Origin of the sequence: Amycolatopsis sp. QT-25 (genome assembly GCF_029369745.1) — a bacterium.
GTDB lineage: Bacteria > Actinomycetota > Actinomycetes > Mycobacteriales > Pseudonocardiaceae > Amycolatopsis.
On record NZ_CP120210.1, the window covers coordinates 2,967,286 to 2,985,254 of the forward strand.

The 17,969-nt window shown below is 68.3% G+C and carries 16 protein-coding genes; 6 read left to right on the plus strand and 10 right to left on the minus strand.

Going from position 1 to position 17,969, the window contains the following annotated elements:
* Positions 1-93 precede the first annotated feature (93 nt).
* Positions 94-1,959, plus strand: coding sequence for an ABC transporter ATP-binding protein (locus tag P3102_RS13925; protein WP_276369510.1), 1,866 nt, complete (start codon positions 94-96; stop codon positions 1,957-1,959).
* 127 nt (positions 1,960-2,086) lie between these two features.
* Here P3102_RS13925 and P3102_RS13930 read toward each other — a convergent pair whose 3' ends face one another.
* A complete protein-coding gene (locus tag P3102_RS13930) occupies positions 2,087-2,815 on the minus strand; it encodes a sugar isomerase domain-containing protein (RefSeq protein ID WP_276369512.1) in 729 nt (242 codons plus the stop codon).
* 132 nt (positions 2,816-2,947) lie between these two features.
* Here P3102_RS13930 and P3102_RS13935 point away from each other — a divergent pair, with 132 nt between their 5' ends.
* The 4 genes from P3102_RS13935 (at position 2,948) to P3102_RS13950 (ending at position 5,895) form a co-directional block, all read left to right on the plus strand.
* Entirely contained in the window at positions 2,948-3,643 is a 696-nt protein-coding gene (locus P3102_RS13935) for an alpha/beta fold hydrolase (protein WP_276369514.1), read from the plus strand.
* 26 nt (positions 3,644-3,669) lie between these two features.
* Complete coding sequence (locus P3102_RS13940) at positions 3,670-3,990, plus strand: hypothetical protein (protein WP_276369516.1); 321 nt, start codon at positions 3,670-3,672, stop codon at positions 3,988-3,990.
* A gap of 127 nt (positions 3,991-4,117) precedes the next feature.
* On the plus strand, positions 4,118-5,293 hold the full coding sequence (locus tag P3102_RS13945) for an LCP family protein (protein WP_276369518.1): 1,176 nt from the start codon (positions 4,118-4,120) through the stop codon (positions 5,291-5,293).
* 71 nt (positions 5,294-5,364) lie between these two features.
* Positions 5,365-5,895: a GNAT family N-acetyltransferase gene (locus P3102_RS13950; RefSeq protein ID WP_276369520.1), complete on the plus strand. Its 531-nt coding sequence runs from the start codon at positions 5,365-5,367 to the stop codon at positions 5,893-5,895.
* Here P3102_RS13950 and P3102_RS13955 read toward each other — a convergent pair.
* From P3102_RS13955 to P3102_RS13995, 9 genes are all read right to left on the minus strand, one after another.
* A complete protein-coding gene (locus P3102_RS13955; RefSeq protein ID WP_276369521.1) occupies positions 5,882-6,346 on the minus strand; it encodes a peroxiredoxin in 465 nt (154 codons plus the stop codon). The two genes, P3102_RS13950 and P3102_RS13955, sit on opposite strands and share 14 nt — an antisense overlap.
* Before the next feature lie 18 nt (positions 6,347-6,364).
* Positions 6,365-8,176 carry a GGDEF and EAL domain-containing protein gene (locus P3102_RS13960; RefSeq protein WP_276369523.1) on the minus strand — a complete coding sequence of 604 codons (1,812 nt, stop codon included), beginning with the start codon at positions 8,174-8,176 and terminating at the stop codon, positions 6,365-6,367.
* Between the two features lie 245 nt (positions 8,177-8,421).
* Positions 8,422-9,867, minus strand: coding sequence for a cytochrome P450 (locus P3102_RS13965; RefSeq protein ID WP_276369525.1), 1,446 nt, complete (start codon positions 9,865-9,867; stop codon positions 8,422-8,424).
* A 507-nt stretch (positions 9,868-10,374) separates the two neighbouring features.
* On the minus strand, positions 10,375-11,451 hold the full coding sequence (locus tag P3102_RS13970) for a ribonucleotide-diphosphate reductase subunit beta (RefSeq protein ID WP_276369526.1): 1,077 nt from the start codon (positions 11,449-11,451) through the stop codon (positions 10,375-10,377).
* A gap of 77 nt (positions 11,452-11,528) precedes the next feature.
* Complete coding sequence (locus P3102_RS13975) at positions 11,529-14,525, minus strand: ribonucleoside-diphosphate reductase subunit alpha (RefSeq protein WP_276369527.1); 2,997 nt, start codon at positions 14,523-14,525, stop codon at positions 11,529-11,531.
* A gap of 262 nt (positions 14,526-14,787) precedes the next feature.
* Complete coding sequence (locus P3102_RS13980) at positions 14,788-15,396, minus strand: acetoacetate decarboxylase family protein (RefSeq protein WP_276369529.1); 609 nt, start codon at positions 15,394-15,396, stop codon at positions 14,788-14,790.
* Complete coding sequence (locus tag P3102_RS13985; RefSeq protein WP_276369531.1) at positions 15,393-16,232, minus strand: enoyl-CoA hydratase-related protein; 840 nt, start codon at positions 16,230-16,232, stop codon at positions 15,393-15,395. Before P3102_RS13985 ends, P3102_RS13980 begins: the two co-directional genes overlap by 4 nt.
* On the minus strand, positions 16,229-16,570 hold the full coding sequence (locus tag P3102_RS13990) for a hypothetical protein (RefSeq protein ID WP_276369532.1): 342 nt from the start codon (positions 16,568-16,570) through the stop codon (positions 16,229-16,231). Before P3102_RS13990 ends, P3102_RS13985 begins: the two co-directional genes overlap by 4 nt.
* Positions 16,571-16,666: 96 nt before the next feature.
* The gene (locus tag P3102_RS13995) at positions 16,667-17,059 is read right to left on the minus strand and encodes a MerR family transcriptional regulator (protein WP_276369534.1); all 393 of its coding nucleotides are present in this window, start codon (positions 17,057-17,059) and stop codon (positions 16,667-16,669) included.
* A 49-nt stretch (positions 17,060-17,108) separates the two neighbouring features.
* Between P3102_RS13995 and P3102_RS14000 the strand changes: the two genes are divergently transcribed.
* The gene (locus P3102_RS14000) at positions 17,109-17,969 is read left to right on the plus strand and encodes an NAD(P)-binding domain-containing protein (protein ID WP_276369536.1); all 861 of its coding nucleotides are present in this window, start codon (positions 17,109-17,111) and stop codon (positions 17,967-17,969) included.

Consider the following 17,969-nt stretch of genomic DNA (forward strand, 5'->3'; position numbering starts at 1 on the left):
GGAAGCATCCGGTGTACTCCGGTGTTGGTCATGCTTATATCCGGGAAAACTCTCGACTAATATCGAGGTTCTGGGGGCGAGGAGAGGGTTCTCATGGACAACACTTGGTCGCTGATGAACTCGGCGATGAAGTCGGCCGACGTTCCGAAGGGACTGCACAAGGGCACGCTGCGCCGCGTCGCGCGGTTCGCCAGGCCGCATTGGCGGAGACTGCTGGTGTTCCTGGTGCTCACCGTCGTCTCGGCGGTGCTGGCGGTGAGCACGCCGGTGCTGGCCGGGAAGGTGGTCGACGCGATCGTCGGCGGGCACGAGGTCTCGCTGGTGGTCTGGCTGGCCGTGGTGATCGCCGCGCTGGCGCTGATCGATGCCGGACTCGGGCTGGCGGAACGGGCGCAGTCGTCGAGGATCGGCGAGGGGATCATCCTCGACCTGAGGCTCGCGGTGTACCGGCACGTGCAGCGGATGCCGGTCGCGTTCTTCACGCGCACCCGCACCGGTGCGCTGGTGAGCAGGCTCAACAACGATGTCATCGGCGCGCAGCGCACGTTCACCGCGACCCTGTCCGGGTTGGTCACCAACGTGATCCAGCTCGTGCTTTCGCTGGTGGTCATGATGACGCTGTCCTGGCAGGTCACGCTGCTGGCGCTGGTGCTGCTGCCGGTGTTCATCCTGCCGACGCGGCGGCTCGGACGGCGGATGGCCGCGCTGCAGCGGGAAGCCGGCCAGCTCAACGCGTCGATGACCACGCAGATGACCGAACGGTTCTCCGCGCCGGGAGCGACACTGGTGAAGCTGTTCGGCGACCCGGAGCGCGAGGCGGGTGACTTCGGCGCGCGGGCCGGGCGGGTGCGCGACATCGGGGTGCGGACGGCGATGCTGACGCGCTGGTTCCTGACCAGCCTGACCACGGTCTTCGCGCTCGCGCAGGCCCTGGTCTACGGGCTGGGCGGCTACCTCGCCTTGACCGGGGCGCTCGCGCCGGGCACCGTCGTGGCGCTGGCGTTGCTGCTGACCAGGCTGTACTCGCCGCTCACCGCGCTGGCGAACGTCCGGGTGGACGTGATGACGGCGCTGGTGTCGTTCGAGCGGGTCTTCGAGGTGCTCGACCTCAAGCCGATGATCGAAGAGAAGCCGGAGCCGCGCCGCGTTCCCGAAGGACCGGTTTCGGTGGAGTTCTCGGACGTCCGGTTCGGTTATCCCGCGGCGGACCGGTACTCGCTGGCGTCACTGGAAGACGTGTCCACTTTGGATCACCGGGGCGGGGAAGAGGTGTTGCACGGCATCAGCTTCCGCGCCGAACCGGGACAGATGGTGGCATTGGTCGGTTCGTCCGGGGCGGGTAAGTCGACGATCGCCTCGCTGCTGCCGCGGCTCTACGACGTCGACGCCGGATCGGTCCGGTTGTCCGATGTGGACGTTCGGGACCTGGGTTTCGCCGCCCTGCGGGAAACCGTCGGCGTGGTGACCCAGGACGGGCATCTCTTCCACGACACGATCCGGGCGAACCTCGAATACGCGCGGCCCGGCGTCGCCGACGCCGAGATCTGGTCGGCCTTGGAGAAGGCGCGCCTGGCCGAGCTGATCCGGGAGCTGCCCGACGGGCTGGAGACCGTGGTGGGGGAGCGGGGTTACCGGCTCTCCGGCGGGGAACGGCAGCGGCTGACCATCGCGCGGCTCCTGCTGGCGCAGCCGAGGGTCGTCGTCCTCGACGAGGCGACCGCGCATCTGGACTCGCAGTCCGAGGCCGCCGTGGGCGAGGCGCTGACCGACGCGCTCGACGGGCGGACCGCGCTGGTCATCGCGCACCGGTTGTCGACGGTGCGGGCGGCGGACCAGATCCTGGTGATCGAGCACGGGGAGATCGTCGAGCGGGGAACGCACGACGAGCTCCTCGCGCGGGAAGGGCGCTACGCGGCGCTGTACCTGACGCAGTTCTCGGAGGAGCCCGCGGCCGCCTGACCCTCGGGTCGGGCTCATGAGCGGCGGTGGCCGGTGAAGGCCTCCTTGCCCGCCCTGACGGCAGGGAAGGAGGCCTTCACCGCACGATGTCCCGGATCTCGGTCACGGCACGGACGAGCCGGGCAGCTCACCGGAGGGCGGGGACCCGCTCACCGTATTTGGCCAGCAGCGCGGCGTTGGCCTCGTCGCCGCCGTCCACGTTGGAACTGCGCCACAGCGGGACGTCGACGCCCTGCGCCGCGCCGAGGTCCACGACCTCGGCCAGGACCAGGTTCCACAGGAACGCGTTGATCACGGTGGACAGTGGCGCGGTCCGCGGCGCGTCCGGCGGGTAACTCGAGTCGCCGGGGCGGACGTGGGAGTCGAGCACGATGCTCGCCTCTTCGATCAGCGTCGTCGCCGCGCGTCTGGGCGCCGCGGCCACGGACGCGGCCGAACTCACCGCGATGACCGACGCCCCGCGCTTCCGCGCCCCGGCGGCCAGTTCGACCGGGTACGGGTTGACACCCGAGGTCGAGAACACCACCAGCAGATCGTCCGGCCCCGGCGCGCGCTCGGCCAGCACCTCTTCGGCGAGCCCGGAGCGGCGCTCGGTCTTGGTGCTGTGCTGCGCGCCGTGCAGCGGCAGCAGTTCGGGGTGGTAGACCGGGTACACGCAGGCGAGCCCGCCCGCGCGATAGAAGGTCTCGGCGACCGCGGCCAGCGAATGCCCGGCGCCGGCGGTGAACACCAGGGCATCCGCCCGGATGACCCCCAGGATCAGCTCGGCCGATTTCCGGATCTGCGCCGCGTTGCCCCGTTCGGCTTCCGCGAGCCGTTCGGCGACGTCTGCACAACGTTCGGTGGTGCTCACCACATCCGTCCTTCCGTCTGGAGGTCAGCGACGAATGTAGCGCGTGGACCAATGGCCGAAGTGGAATACATCGGGTCATGATCGAGGTCGACCCGACCACTGCGGCCGGGGTTCCGGAGACTGGAGGGGTGCAGGGTGAGCGAGGCTGATCCCGCGGTGCGTACGTGGCGAACACGCGGCCAGGTGAAGGCCGTGGTGCTGGTACTGCACGGCGGCGCGGAGCACAGTCATGCCAGGGTGGCGCCGTGGCGGTTGGCGTACCAGCGGATGGTGCCGCTGGCGAAGGACGTCCACCGGGCGGGACGGCGGCACGGGGTCGAGGTGCGGCTGCTGCGCAACCGGGTCTACGGCTGGAACGACCGCGGTACCGACGCCCTCGCCGACGCGCGCCGGGCCTTGGAACGGATCCACGAGCAGCATCCGGACGCGCCGGTGATCCTCGTCGGCCATTCGATGGGCGGGCGGGTCGCCCTGCGCGTCGCCGACGATCCGGCCGTGGTCGGCGTCTGCGCGCTGGCGCCGTGGACACCACCGGGTGAATCCATCGACGCCCTCGGCGGTCGCGCCGTGCTCATCGCGCACGGGACCAAGGACCGGATGACCGATCCGGTGGCCTCGCATGCTTTCGCCGAACGCGCCGAAAAGGTGGCGTCGCGGTCCGCGCGGTTCGAGATCGGTGGCGAAGGGCACGCGATGCTACGCAGGTCTCGCGTCTGGAACCGCCTCGTACGGGCTTTCATCTTCGAGTTGATCGAAGCCGGGGGAATCGACGAAACACTGAGTGGGGCCTGGGACCGGCCGAGCTCGGAACGGCTGCGGATCCCGGTCTGAACCGGCGGGAGGAGTACTCCATCACCATGAACCACGAACGCATGCTCGCCCCGGCCCGTTCGTACATCCGGGTGCACAAGGCCCTCTTCCCCGGCGGGCTCGTCCCGTCCACCACGTCGGTCGAGCAGGGCACGCCGGCGGGCACCGGGCTGAAACCGGAGGACGCGCGCGAGTCCGGCCAGGACCACACCCGCACCTTCCACCCAGCGGTGGGACGAAAGTACCGACTGGACTTCGATGACGTCTTCAAGCGGATGCAGGAGTTCTGCCCGGCGTACTCCGAAGCGGGGTTCCGCTCGGGATATCTCGAGGTCCACCAGTTCGGATTCGCCGAAAACGGACGATGAACGCCACCCAACCGATGCGGGGTGCCGTACGTCCTTCACCTAGGGTCTGCGGTTGACTGGGCCCTGCACGCGACATCGGGACGGGTGATTCGGCATGACGTATGGAGGCGACGACCGAGGGCGACGGATGCCGCCACAGCGGCCGCCGTCCGGCCGCCCCCGGCGGCACCAACCGGCGCAGATGATGCCGCTGCCAGGCCGGGGGAGCAGCCCGTACGACGAGCGGACGGCGCCGATGGGGCACGGCGGCCGGGAACGCCCCGCCGGTCCGCCACCGCGCCGTCCCGGCCCGCCGCAGCCCCCTCCCCGCCGCCCGGCCGATGGCGCGAGGCCGCCGGCCCGGCGCAAGCGCTGGAGCTTCGGCAAGGTGCTGGTCACCCTGCTGACCGTGTTCGTGGTCTTCCTCGCCGGCGTGTGGGTGTACCTCGAGTTCTCCATCAACCGTGTCGACGCCCTGGCCGACTACTCCGGCCGCCCCGTCGCGGCCGAAGGCACCAACTGGCTGATCGTGGGCTCCGACAGCCGGGACGGGCTGACGCCCGCGGAGCAGGAGAAGCTGGTCACCGGTGACTCCAAGGCCGCCGGCGGCGGCAAGCGGACCGACACCATCATGATCGCGCACGTCCCGGCCAACAGCACCAAGCCGACGCTGCTGAGCCTTCCGCGCGACTCGCAGGTCACCATCCCCGGGCACGGCAAGAACAAGATCAACTCGGCGTTCTCGATCGGCGGCCCGAGGCTGCTCGCGCAGACCGTCGAAGGCGCCACCGGCCTGCGCATCGACCATTACGCCGAGATCGGCTTCGGGGGGTTCGCCAAGATCGTCGACGCGATCGGCGGGGTCCACATGTGCGTCGAGAAGCCGATGGAGGACACCCTCACCGGGATCAAGATCCCCGCGGGCTGCCAGGACCTCCAAGGCCCGCAGGCGCTCGGATTCGTCCGCATGCGGCACAGCGACGCGACCCCGCGCTCGGACCTCGACCGCGTCGCCAACCAGCGCAAGTTCATCGGCGCGCTGGTCAGCGAGGTCGGCAGCCCCGGCACCCTGCTGAATCCGTTCTCGTTGTTCCCGTTGCTGTCGACCGCGCCCGACGCGCTGACGATGGATTCCGGCGACCACGTGCACAACCTGGTGGGACTGGCGCTGGCGATGCGCGGGATCTCCTCGGGTGGCGTCGTCACCACGACGGTGCCGGTGACCAACGGCTCGGCGGAGAACTGGGACAAGACGAAGTCGAAGCTGCTTTTCGACGCGCTGAAGAACGACACGGAGATCCCGGACAGCGCGATCCTGACCTGATCCCGGTTCCCGGCGTCCGCGGGGCCGGAAAACCGGGGGCGCCCGGGGTGGAGGCGAGGCACCATGGGCGGATGGAACCGCCCGCCGAGACCCTCGCCGACGAAGTCGTCACGCTGCGCCGCTGGCAGCCGCGGCAGCTCGAAGCCCTCGCCGCCGTCGCGGGGGATTCCGTTGCGCATCTCGGTGCCTGGATGAGCTGGGCCACCCACGGTTACGGCCGTCGCGAAGCCGCCGACTTCCTGGAGCACACCACCAGAAACTGGGCCGAAGGCAAGACTTACGACTTCGCGATCCTCGTCGAGGAGGAGATCGTCGGCGGTACGGGCATGATCGTGCATCCGGATCGGATCGAGATCGGCTACTGGCTCGGCAGGCACCACACCGGTCGCGGTTTCGTGACCAGGGCCGCCCGGCTCCTGGCCGACGAGGCCTTCCGGCTCGGCGCGCCGGAGATCGAGATCCGGCACGACGAGAACAACGTCGCGAGCGGTGCCGTGCCCGCACGGCTGGGATTCACGATGGTCGGCGCCGAGGCCACCGAACCACCGCTCGCCCCCGCCTGCGCGGGTGTCACCAGGATCTGGCGGCTCAAGCGCCCTTAGTCTCGCGCTCGCGCAAGGCGGCCAGTGCCTTGTCGGCGTGCACGGTGAACTTCAGTTCGCTCTTGATCACTTCGAGCACCTTGCGGTCGGTGTCGATGACGAAGGTGTGCCGCTTGGCGTGCAGCGGGCTGAATTTGCGCCAGACGCCGAACTGTTTCGCCACCACACCGTCCACATCGGACAGCAGGGGATAGTCGAAACCGTGCTTGGCCGAGAACTCCTGCTGTTTGGCGACGGCGTCCGGGCTGATCCCGACGCGGTGCGCGCCCACCTCGGCGAATTCGGCGGCCAGATCGCGGAAATGGCAGCTTTCCGCGGTGCAGCCACCGGTCATCGCGGCGGGGTAGAAGAACAGCACGACGGGGCCGGACGAGAGGAAGTCCGACAGCGTGCGCTGCTCGCCCTTGTCGTCGGGAAGGGTGAAGTCCGGGGCGATGTCACCTTGGTCCATGGACGCGATCCTGTCACGTCAGTGGGCGTGCCGTCCGATGAGCTCGTCGACCTCGTCCCCGGTCGCGGAATCCGCGACGAACGAACCACGCGCCGCGAGCACGCCGTACCGCCGGAGCCGCTCCGCCTGTTCGTGATTGTGGACGCCTTCCGCGCCGATGCGCAGTTTCAGCTCCTTGGCCCTGGCGACCAGCTGGCACAGGTGGCGGACGTCGGCCTCGTCCTCGCCGTCGGCCAGCGCGTCGACCACGGCGCCGGACAGGATCACGTGGCGAACCGGCAGCCGGTGCCGAGGGATCAGCTCGAGATCGTCCGAGCCGGAGATCGTCAGCACGAGCTGGGCACCCAGCTCGGCCAGTACGGCGAAGGAATCGAGCACCTCGCCGTCGGCGTCGAGCACGGATTCGCGGTCCGTGCACAGCCGCAGCGCCTGGGCGGGCAGGTTGTGCCGGTCGAGCTGTTCCTTGACCAGCAGTACCAGATCGGGCTCGATGGCCAGCCGGTTCGGCAGCCGCACGCAGACGTCGGGTGCGGCTTCGCCGAACCTGTTCCGCCATCTCGCGGTGGCGGCGAGCGATTCGGCCAGCAGCCACCGGCCGAGCGGGATGGTCATCCCGGTGATCTGCGCGAGCGGGTAGAACTCGTCCGAGTCCAGTTCGCCTTTCTCCGGATGGCTCCAGCGCAACCCGGCGTTGACCGCGGCCAGCTGGTCGGGATTCGCGAGCTTCACCGTCGGCTGGTAGATCAGCGAGAACTCGCCGTTCTCCAGCGCGCCCGCGATGACCGCGCCGAGCTGGTAGCGGCTCCGGTCCCGCGCGTCGAGTTCCGGATCGAACAGCATCCACTGCGCCTTGCCCGCCTCCTTGGCGCGGTGCAGGGCGATTTCCGCGGCACGAAGCAGATCTTCGGGGCCGCCGTCGGTGACCGGGCGGACGACGATGCCCGCGCTCGCGCTGACCCCGATTCCGTGCCCGCCGAGGTAGATCGGCTCGACCAGTTCCTCCAGGGCCTGCTCGACCAGTGCGATCACCTCGGGCGGCGTGAAGTCGCCGCGCAGCAGGACGGCGAACCCGTCGCCGGACAGCCGGGCGACCGAACCGTTGTGCCTGCCGGTGAACACGGACGTGAGCTTCTTCGCGACCCCGCGCAGCACCTGGTCGCCGACGCCCGCCCCGAGACCGTCGTTGATCACCTTGAAGCCGTCGACGTCGAGGTAGACGAGCGCGACCTGCTCGCTGCCGGACCCGGCCAGCGCGGTTTCGAGGGCGTTGCCGAAGGCGGTGGCGTTCGGGAGGCCGGTCAGCGGGTCGTGCACGTTTTGGTGCAGCAGTTGTTCCTGCAGCAGGTGGATCTCGTTGGCGTCGGCGACCATCAGCACCGGATAGGTCGAGCCGGGCCGGTCACCGGGCAGGTCGGTCAAGGTCACGTCGACCCAGAGCGAGCCTTCCTCGCTGTGGGTCAGCAACAGGCGTTCCTGCTGGGTCGTCCGGCCGGCGGTCATGAGCTGCGAGAGCGCGTTCCGCAGCCGGGCGACGTCGTGGTCGGTGGAGCCGAGACCGGGGATCTCCCGTCCGCGCAGCGCCGTGGGACGGCAGCCGAGGAGTTTGCCGAGTGCGGTGTTCGCTTCGACGATCGTGCCGCTGGGGTCGGCGAGCGCGATCCCGACGGGCGAGGCGGAATAGAGCTTGGAGAAGCGCCGCACGGCGGGCTGGTGATCGGGCTCGGCCCGGACGGCGTCCTCGGCGACGTCGAGCAGCAGCTGTTCGAGTTGCTCCTTGGGAAGCGATACTCCTTTAGTGTCAGCGAGCGTCTCGGCCCATCTCCGAGCCACGTCCACCAACCCTGGCGCGGAACCAGGCTCGGGCACACTTCACCTCTTCATGCGCGGTCTTTGGCCAGCTCAGACCGGGTGTCCGAGCCCATGGGCCCACACTGGGTACGAGCCGACCGGGTGTAGTGCCACGGCATCATGCGCGATCCGGGGTGTCTACCGGCTGAAAGGGTGATCGGCACTACACGACTGGCGACCGGATGTCACCAAGAGTACTCGATCGTGGATGTCCGGTTGGTCCGAGTTCAGCAAGCGGTCAGCCGGATCGGCAGACCGTCCGCCGGGACGGGTAGCGAAACGTAATCCCAGCGTGTGGTGTAGTCCTCCGGGACCGACCACCGATACGCCCGCAGCATCTCGTGCAGGAGCGCCTTCACTTCCAACATCCCGAAATGCAGGCCGATGCACTTGTGCGCGCCGCCGCCGAACGGCATCCACGCGTAGCGGTGCGACTTGTCCTCGCGGCGTTCCTCGCCGAAGCGATCCGGGTCGAACCGCATCGGGTCGGTCCAGTGCTCCGGCGCGAAATGGTTGACGGTGGGGGAAATCCCGACGAGTGTCCCTTCGGGAACGAAGTGTCCGAGCACCTCGGTGTCCTTCACCGTATTCCTGGTCAGCGAAGGAACCGGGGCCACCAGCCGCAGGGCTTCCTTGATCACCAGGTCCAGTGTCTTCAGGGTCTCCAGCGCCTCGATGTCCGGCACGTCGTCGCCGAGCGCGAGGGACTCTTGGCGCGCTCGTTCCTGCCATTCAGGGCTCTTGGCGAGGTGATGGACGGCCGCGGCACTGGCGATGGTCGACGTGTCGTGCGCGGCCATCATCAGGAAGATCATGTGGTTGACGACGTCGGAGTCGGTGAAGCGATCACCGTCTTCGGTGGTGGCGTGGCACAAGGCGGCGAAGAGGTCGTCGCCGTCGCTCGCCCGTTTCGCGGGCAGGTTCGCCGAGAAGTAGCGTTCGAGGACTTTGCGGCCGTGCAATCCCGCCGCCCAGCGGCCGCCGGGAACGGGGAAGCGCACGAGGGCCGTGCCCGCGCGCACGGAATTCACGAACGCGCGGTTGATCGCGCCCGCGTCGTCGCCGGACCGCATGCCCATGAACACCCGCGTCGCGACGTCGAGGGTGAGTTGCTTGAGGGACCAGTAGATCCGCGGGTTCGGCCGGTCCGCCCACGCGGCGATGCCTTCGCGCAGGGCCGGTCCCATCTGGTCGACGTACCCGGTGAGCCGTTGCCGGGTGAACGCCGCCTGCATGATCCGGCGGTGCAGATGGTGCTCGCCGAAGTCGAGCAGCATCAGGCCGCGGTCGAAGAACTGCTCGATGAAGAACTTCCAGCCCTCCTGGGAGAAGGCCTTGTCCTTGTTCACCAACGCGATCTGCGTGGCTTCCGGGCCGGAGAGCGCGACGATGCGGCGGCCGAACGCGCCCATCCACGACACCGGGCCGTAGGTCTCGTAGCGTTTGAGGTTGAACTCGATACCGAAGCGCATGAAGTCCAGCGCGTGCCCGATGACCGGCGGCCCTTCGTCGCCGAGGACGGGTTTGAGGCCGGGCGGGGCGGGCGCGAGTTCGCGGACCGGCCAGGTCGCGCCGAGCCAGCGCCGGTCGACCGAGCGCGGCAAGGGGATCGACGTGAGCGGCGGGACCCGTTCGCGCAGTGCCCCGGTGACCTTTTCGACGGCATTCGCCATGGTGACCATCTCCCCGCTGAGATCGGCTACCGCTCCACCTTCGCACCCTTATTGACGTCCTGACAATACTTCGGCGGAAGTCCGTGAAGGCCTCCTTGAGGGACCCTGGGTCCCTCAAGGAGGCCTTCACGGAACGTCAGGGAAGCTCGGAGCGGACCGGGTGGGTGGCCGCGACCGGTTCATTCACACCGGATCCCTGTTACCTCGACCGGCATGGGAGGCGGGCGAGCCGGTAGCACCCTGGAGTGTGCTCAGTCCCGCAACGAGCCCGCCGGGCACCTGACGAAACGGACGCTCCGCCGTGACCAGAGCCGTGACTCGCGTGACCAGAGCCGTGACTCGCGTGACCAGAGCCGTGACTCGCGTGATCGGAGCCGTGACTCGCGTGATCGGAGCCGTAACTCACGTGTCTGGAGACGTAACTCGCCGGGTGAAAGCCCGCCCGGCGAGTTACGTGTCCGATCACGTGAGTTACGTGTCCGAGCACGCGAGTGGCGAGTTCGGGGCTCAGTCCCAGTCGAGGGCGCCACCGGACTGGTACTCGATGACGCGGGTCTCGAAGAAGTTCTTCTCCTTTTTGAGGTCCATCGCCTCCGACATCCACGGGAACGGGTTCTCGGTCTCGCCGAAGATGGGCGCGAGGCCGATCTGCTGCGCGCGACGGTCGGTGATGAAGTGCATGTACTGCTCGATCAGTTCGGCCGAGAGCCCGAGCATGCCGCGCGGCATGGTGTCGCGGGCGTAGGCTACTTCGAGCTCGCAAGCCTCGGTCAGCATCGTCCGGATCTCCGCCTGGAACTCCTCGGTCCACAGGTGCGGGTTCTCGATCTTGATCTGGTTGATGCAGTCGATGCCGAAGTTCAGGTGGATCGACTCGTCGCGCAGGATGTACTGGTACTGCTCGGCGATCCCGATCATCTTGTTCCGGCGGCCGAGCGAGAGGATCTGCGCGAAGCCGGTGTAGAACCACATGCCCTCGAAGATCACGTAGAACGCGACGAGGTCACGCAGGAAGTTCTGGTCGGCTTCCGGGGTGCCGGTCTCGAAGTCCGGGTTCTCCAGGTTCTGCGTGTACTTCAGCGCCCACGCGTCCTTGTCCGAAATGGACGGGACCTCGCGGTACATGTTGAACAGCTCGCCCTCGACCAGGCCGAGGCTTTCGCAGATGTACTGGAAGGTGTGCGTGTGCACGGCCTCCTCGAACGCCTGGCGCAGCAGGTACTGGCGGCATTCGGGGTTGGTGATCTGGCGGTACACCGCGAGCACGATGTTGTTCGCCACCAGCGATTCCGCGGTGGCGAAGAAGCCGAGGTTGCGCTTGAGCATGGTGCGCTCGTCCTCGGTGAGGCCGTCGGGCGACTTCCACAGCGCGATGTCGGCCTGCATGGCGACCTCGGTCGGCATCCAGTGGTTGTTGCAGCCGGCGAGGTACTTCTCCCACGCCCAGGTGTACTTCATCGGCAGCAGCTGATTGACGTCGGCGCGGGCGTTGATCATCCGCTTGTCGTCGACGTTGATGCGGGCGGCGCCGACTTCGATCGCACCGAGGCCGGTGGCGTCGGTGGAGGCGTCAAAGGTGGTCATGAAAGCTCACTTAACGAGTCGGGGGTCGTGAGCGGCGATTCGGGTTCCGGCCCGGATCGCCGCTCACGACCGGGCGGTCACTGGCAGGCTTCGCAGTCGGGGTCGTCGATCCGGCAGGCGGCGCCTTCGGTGGCGACGAAGTCGACGTCCGAGACCTGCGGCATCTCCTTCGGCTCCGGCTTGGCGGCCGGTGCCGGAGCGGTCACCGGGACGGCCGGGACCGCGGCGGAAGCCGACGGGGCGGGCGAAGCGGCGGGAGCAGAAGCGGAGGGAGCCGGAACGGCGGCGGGCTTGGGTGCCGAAGGTGTGGCCGGGGCCGGGGTGGCCGAGACCGCGTTCAGCTTGCCGTCGGTGCCGCGCAGGGTGCTCTTTTCCACGTGCGTCGCGGACCGCGCCCGCAGGTAGTACGTGGTCTTGAGGCCCTTGTGCCAGGCGTAGCGGTACAGCTCGTCGAGCTTGCGACCGCTGGGTGCCGCGATGTACAGGTTGAGCGACTGCGCCTGGTCGATCCACTTCTGGCGCCGTGAACCGGCGTCCACCAGCCACTTCGACTCGATCTCGAACGCGGTGGCGTACAACGCCTTCAGGTCGTCCGGCACGCGGTCGATCTGGCCGAGGCTGCCGTCGAAGTACTTCAGGTCCGAGACCATGACCTCGTCCCACAGCCCGCGCTCCTTGAGCGAGCGGACCAGGTGCGGGTTCACCACGGTGAAGTCGCCGGACATGTTCGACTTGACGAACAGGTTCTGGAACAGCGGCTCGATCGACTGCCCGACCCCGCAGATGTTGGAGATCGTCGCGGTCGGCGCGATCGCCATCACGTTGGAGTTGCGCATCCCGACGGTCTTGACCCGCTCACGCAGCGGCGCCCAGTCCAAAGTGGACGACGTGTCGACGTCGAGCGCGTCGCCCTGGCGCGCGTCGATCAGCAGCTGCATCGAGTCGATCGGCAGGATTCCCTTGCTCCACAGGGAACCTTCGAACGTCTGGTACTGGCCGCGTTCCTCGGCGAGGTCGGTCGAGGCCGAGATCGCGTAGTAGCTGATGTGCTCCATGCTGGTGTCCGCGAACTGGACGGCCTCGTCGGAGGACAGCGGCACGCCGATCTCGAACAGCGCGTCCTGGAAGCCCATCAGGCCCAGCCCGATCGGGCGGTGGCGCAGGTTGGAGCGGCGCGCCTCCGGGATCGTGTAGAAGTTGATGTCGATCACGTTGTCGAGCATGCGGACCGCGGTGCGCACGGTCTTCTCGAGCCGCTGGGTGTCCAGTCCCTCGGGGGTCACGTGCTTGAGCAGGTTCACCGAGCCGAGGTTGCAGACCGCGACCTCGTCGGTGGTGGTGTTCAGGGTGATCTCGGTGCACAGGTTGGACGAGTGCACGACACCCACGTGCTGCTGCGGTGAGCGCAGGTTGCACGGGTCCTTGAAGGTGATCCACGGGTGGCCGGTCTCGAACAGCATGGTCAGCATGCGGCGCCACAGGTCGACCGCGCGGATCTTGCGGGACACCTTCAGCTCACCGCGTTCGGCGGCGGCCTCGTACTCGCGGTAACGCTCGGCGAACGCGGTGCCGTAGAGGTCGTGCAGATCCGGGGTCTCGTTCGGCGAGAACAGCGTCCACTGCGCGTCGGCCTCGACACGGCGCAGGAACTCGTCGGGCACCCAGTTCGCGGTGTTCATGTCGTGCGTACGACGACGGTCGTCACCGGTGTTCTTGCGCAGGTCGAGGAATTCCTCGATGTCCACGTGCCAGGTCTCGAGGTACGCGCAGGCGGCGCCCTTGCGCTTGCCGCCCTGGTTCACCGCGACCGCGGTGTCGTTGGCGATCTTGAGGAACGGCACGACACCCTGCGACTGGCCGTTGGTGCCCTTGATGTGCGCGCCGAGGCCGCGGACCGGGGTCCAGTCGTTGCCGAGGCCGCCCGAGTACTTCGCCAGCAGCGCGTTGTTCTTGTACGCCTGGAAGATCGAGTCGAGGTCGTCGTCGACGGTGGTCAGGAAGCAGGACGACAGCTGCGGGCGCGTGGTGCCCGAGTTGAACAGCGTCGGGGTGGACGCCATGAAGTGGAACGTCGAGAGCAGCTCGTAGAACTCGATGGCACGGGCTTCACGGTCGTCTTCGCGGATCGCCAGACCCATGGCGACGCGCATGAAGAACGCCTGCGGCAACTCGAAGCGGATGCCGTCGTGGTGCTGAAAGTACCGGTCGTACAGGGTTTGCAGGCCGAGGAAGCCGAAGTCGAGGTCGCGTTCGGCGTGGATGGCCGCGGTGATCTTGTCCAGGTCGAAGGCCTGGAGCTCGGGGTTGACCAGCTCCAGCTCGATGGCGCGCTTGAGGTAGTCCCGGAAATACCGCGGGTACCGCGCGGTCATTTCGTCCTGGCTGGCCTGCTGCGGCACACCCGCGAGGTAGCTGAGCGCCTCGCCGCGGAGCTTGTCCGCCAGCAGCCGGGCGCTGACGTAGGAGTAGTTCGGCTCCTGCTCGACGAGCACGCGCGCGGCCATGATCTGGGCGAGGGCGAGTTCGTCGGCGCTGATGCCGTCGTAGAGGTTGCGCTTGGCCTCGGCCAGCACCGGCTCGGCCGAGACGTCCTCGAGGCCGGCGACGGCTTCGCCGACGACGTGTGAGACGCGGGCCCAGTCGAGCGGGCGAAGCGAGCCGTCGGCCGCCTTGACGCTGATGGCGACGTCGGACGAAGCGGGCTTTTCGGCCTCACGGGCCTTCGCGCGCTCATCGCGGTACAGGACGTACGCGCGGGCGACCTTGTGGTGCTCGCCGCGCATCAGCGCCAGTTCGACGATGTCCTGGATCTGCTCGATGTGCAGCGCGGTCTCGGGACCGGCGTGGCGGAGCAGGGTGGTCTCGATCTGCTCGGTCAACTCGTTGACCAGGTGGTGGATCCGCGACGAAGCGGCCGCGTCACCGCCCTCGACGGCGAGGAAGGCCTTGGTCACGGCGACCGAGATCTTGTTCGCGTCGAAGGGGGACACGCTGCCGTCCCGCCGGATGACTCGCACGGTCACGGGCGTCGTGTCCGAGGACGAGGGCGGCCGCTGACCGGTATCGACTGACATACGTCACTCCACTGTGTCTCTTGAAAAGGTCTCTCGAAAACTGTCTCTTGAAAAGGGCGCGTCGAAGCACCACAAGGCCGCACAAGGCCGTGCGCTGCGGGTTCACCAAGCTGTCCGACAACCGCTCCCGAGCGGTCTCCCCGTCGCTGGGCGATGTCGGTTCCCAGAGACTACATGTAGGGGTCAGGGCCTGCACGTGCCCCAATGGGTGGCGTGTCGTGGTCTCACCCTGCCGGGTTGGCCGATCACACTGAGCGGCTGGTCAACCCCCGAAAACGAGCTTGAAATCGCGCAGGCAGGCGCTCAGGAGGGGCCGCTGACCGGCGAGGAAGCCGAACGGCCCGGACTCGTTGATCCGCCACTCCGCGATCGCGGGACGCGGGTTCGCCGTCGCTCGGACGGGGCTTCTTTCGAGTCGGCCGTCCAGCATCTGGACGACGTCGAAGGCCGCGGGCATCCGCACCGGGAGACTCGGGCGGGCGGTGAAGGCCGCCGTCGCGATCCAGTCCTCGTGGGTGGCCGCCGAGGCGGTGAAGGTCCGACCGTGGGCGAAGTCGAGCGCGGCGCGGTCCTTGGGGATGCCCCACAGTGCGCGCCCGCCGGCGAGGGAGACCTCGCTGTCGACCCAGATGTCGGTGATGGAACCGGAGAGACGCTCGCCGCGGACGGCGACGGTCGCCAGCAGTTCGTGGTACTGAAGCTGTCCTGGCTCCTGGTAGTCGATCCAGGCGGTGAACACCTGCGCGCGGCCGCCCAGCACCACGGGTTCGGTGCCGCCGGGCAGTGCGGGCAGTTCGCTCACCGGGACGCGCCAGACCGACAGGTACGCCTGGCCCGCCAGGTCCCAGGGCTCCGGGGGATAGGCGGTCACGCGTTGCGCCACGGCAGGTAGGCGGGCAGGTCGGTGTCGACGCGCATGGAGAACTCCGGTGGTCGTTTCTGCAGGAAGGACAGGACGCCTTCGACGGCGTCCGGGCTGGAGCCCAGGCCGCCGATCAGCCGGGAGTCCAGTTCGTGCACGGGGAACGGCGATTCCGCGCCGGCCATCCGGTACACCAGCTGCCGGGTCACCGCGACCGAGACGGGTGAGGTGGTCTTGGCGATCTCGAGGGCCAGTTCACGTGCCTTGCCGAGCACTTCTTCGGGCTCGTGGACACTGTGCACCAGCCCGGCGATCTTCGCCTCCTCGGCGCCGAACACGCGGCCGCTGATCATCCAGTCGAGTGCCGTGCCCATCCCGACGAGCCGCGGGAGGAACCACGCGGACGCGCCTTCGGGATAGAGCCCCCGGCGCACGAACACGAAGCCGAATCGGGAGTCCGTGGAGGCCAGGCGGTAGTCGCACGACAACGTGATCGTGATGCCGGCGCCGACGGCCGCGCCCCGCAGTGCCGCGATCACCGGCTTGTTCATCGTGAAGATCCGCTTCGAGCAGCGTCCCGCCGGCTCCTGCCAGGCCGCGTCCGGACCGGTCTCGGGATCGAAGTCGAGACCACCCTTGGTGAGGTCTGCGCCCACCGAGAAGTCCGTGCCGTTGCCGGTCAGGATCACCACCCGGACGTCTTCGTCGCGGTCGGCCCGGTCCAGCGCGTCGCCGAGTTCGTCGGCCATGCGGATGGTGTAGCCGTTGCGGGCCTCGGGCCGGTTGAGCGTGACCGTCACGATGCGGTCGGCGACCTCGTAGGTGATCTCGGCGTAGGCGCTCATGACGTGAAAGTAAGGCTACGTTGACAGGGTGTCAATAAGCCTCGTTCACTGTCGTCCAGACGGTCCGCGCAGTACTCGACCGCTCGCCGGTATCGCCGCACGCCGACGTCGTAGAGCGCCATCGCGAGGAAGGTCCTCAGCGCCGCCTCGTCCGGGAACTCACCGAGGCCTCGGCGTAGCATCTCGAGCAACTCGTCGTATCGGCCGAGCCCGACCGACACACCATGTCTGTCCTCTGTGGACATGTCTTCACCGGCGAGTGCCCGCTCGCAAAACAGGGCCGCTGCCGCCTCCGGCCCGGCGGAATCGTGCGCCCACGCGGTCTGGTCGGCGATCACGGCTTCCCGAGGGTTTCGCTCGGCCAGTGCGATCGAGCGCAGGCGGGCCTCGTCGGCGCCCCGCTCCCGCAGCCGGACCGCTTCGGCGTGTCTCGGTCACGCGGCGGCACCGTCGAAGGGCGGATAGCTCTCGCCACCGATGCGCTCGGCCACGACGATGTACTCCGCCAGCGCGTCACGCGAACGTGCCAGCTTGGCCAGCTGCTCGTCCAGGCGCCCGAGCCGTTCGCGCATCGCGGCCAGCAGTTCGGGGCAGCCGATCAGCTCGGGCTCCTCCCCGATCGCGCACGGCAGCAGATACGCGATGTCCTCGGACGACAGGCCGGCGGCGAGCAGATGCCGGATCTGCTTCACCCGCAGCAAGGCCGTCTCGTCGTACTCGCGGTAGCCGTTCGTACCGCGGCTCGCCTCCAGGAGGCCTTGGGCCTCGTAGTAGCGCAACTGATGCGTGTTGACGCCCGTCCGGTGACTCAGTTCACCGATCCTCATCGCTTCCTCACTTGACCTTCATACCGGTATCAAGGTCGACGATGGTGCCATGACTGACCACGCGAACACCCCGATATCGGTCGTCGGCCTCGGTCTCATGGGCACCGCGCTCGCTCGCGCGTTCCTGACGGCCGGGCATCCCACGACCGTGTGGAACCGGACGGCCGCCAAAGCCGACTCCCTGGTCGCCGAAGGGGCGCGGCTCGCGCCTTCGGTCGGCGAAGCGCTCGGCTCGGGCGGCGTGACGATCCTGTGCCTTACCGACTACCCCGCTGTGCACGACCTGCTCGGTGATGCCAAGCTGGCGGGCACGACCCTGGTCAACCTGTCCTCGGGCAGCTCCGCCCAAGCGCGGGAAACCGCCGCCTGGGCCGAAAAACAGGGCGCCCGCTACCTGGACGGCGCGATCATGGCCGTCCCGCCGGCGATCGGGACCGCCGAGGCGGTGATCCTGCTCAGCGGGCCGCGGCCGGACTTCGACCTCGGCGCGCTCGGCACGATCAGCCATCTCGGTGAGGACCCCGGCCTGGCGTCCCTGTACGACGTCGCCGGCCTGACCATGATGTGGAGCGTCTTGAACGCGTGGCTTCAGGGCACGGCGATGCTCAAGACCGCGGGTGTCGACGCCACGACGTACGCGCCGTTCGCGCGGCAGATCGCCGCCGGGGTGGCCGATTGGCTGCCCGGATACGCCGAACAGGTCGACAAGGATTCGTTCCCGGCCGAAATCTCCGCCCTGGAGACCGACGCGCGGGCGATGGACCACCTGGTCGAGGAATGCGAAGCGCTGGAGGTGAACGCGGAACTGCCGAAGCTGCTCAAGGCGATGGCCGATCGCGCGATCGCCGCCGGACACGGGGGAGAGCAGTACCCGGTGCTGATCCGGGAGTTCGAGCGCGCGAGGAAGTAG